This is a genomic window from Streptococcus sp. 10F2 (assembly GCF_054331515.2).
Window position 1 is genome coordinate 1 of the sequence record NZ_JBTGGE020000107.1, and the last position, 1,361, is coordinate 1,361.

Consider the following 1,361-nt stretch of genomic DNA (forward strand, 5'->3'; position numbering starts at 1 on the left):
TGACATCTCTGTCTCACTGGTGACAATGACATTGATTCCATCAAACTGAGCGTCGAAATCTGCCTGCTCTTGATCTATTCTGATTAGTGGAGAGAAGGGCTTTATTTCTCCAGTCTCCTCATCGACATAAGATAGATCAAGGTATTTCTTACCCCCCTTCTTACTTGTTTGGCGAAAAAGTTCCGCATTGGTTAATTTACTAGCGTATTCAAGAGCCCCTTCCCTACGAGTTTGTTCACGCTTTGCATACTTCTCATTCCAAGTGATCAAGACTTTCTCCTCAACGACTGGGGAGTTTTTTCTTGTTCCTAGTTTGCGTTCTCGAATATAGGATTTCTTGGCAAATGTGCCTTCTGTATTAAAGTGCCAGTCTTCTGTATTTAAAATCTGCTCCTGAATATCCCTGGGAGCCCCTCTTTTTCCACGATGTTTCTGAGAGAAGAGCCAGCCATCCCCTTGATCTAACATGGCAGAGATATTTGTCTTACTATTCATAGCCTTATCTGCTACAACGACAATTCTCTCGATGCCGAATTGTTTTTTCACTTCTTCAATTGCAGGGAGGTAGGTAATAGGATCAGTTTGATTTCCTCGAAAGAGCTTGTAGCTAATGGGAATACCGTTCGTGTCCATAAAGAGACCTAGTTGAACAATTGGTTTAGGTCGATGTTCTTTGCTCGGGCCACGACGGCGCAAGCCAACTTTAAGAACCTCCCCATCTTCAGATACCTCTTCCTCATCAGGGGTGTCTGTTTCGAAATAGTAATTAGTGACATCATAGAAAACCAAACGACCTTCTCGATTAGTTAGGCGACTAATTTCTTGATGAAGATGAAGTTGGATATCCTCCTTAAAATCGTTTAACTTATCAAGTAGGCGATAAACTGCATTCAGGTTAATGTCCCAATCTCCAAATAAATCTTCTTGAGATTCAAAGGTGGCTAACTTACTGTCTGGTTTTAAAATTCGTTGGAAGACAAGGAGTTTTAATGCTTTTATCGCATCGAATTTTGAATTTGTTTTGAGCTGCTTCATAAAACTGGAAAGCCGTAACTCTTCAAAAATATCATCAAAGACCATCCATCCATAGGATTTATCAGGTTCATTCATAGGAGCTAGCAGATCCAAAGTCAGATGAACCTTTGTATCTTCGGTCAATAATCCTGCCTTTGCCTCACACTTCAAGCGTTCAAGAATACCAGGCTCCTGAGCTTCTAAATCATCTAGTAGCCCATACTTTTTGATAATTCTTTGTTTGGTCTTTCCGTCTTTGCGATAACTTTCGGCAAGGTACACATGAGTTCTACCTTCTTTATTTGTAGTAGTTCGAATAAAAGCCATGTTTCCATTATATCATACAA

Annotated in this window: 1 protein-coding gene; it reads right to left on the reverse strand. The window is 40.2% G+C overall.

The features are described from left to right. Positions 1 to 1,341 (reverse strand): IS1634 family transposase (locus ACXM1Q_RS09220; RefSeq protein ID WP_458517800.1); only part of this gene is annotated, 1,341 nt, incomplete at its 3' end. Positions 1,342 to 1,361: the final 20 nt, after the last annotated feature.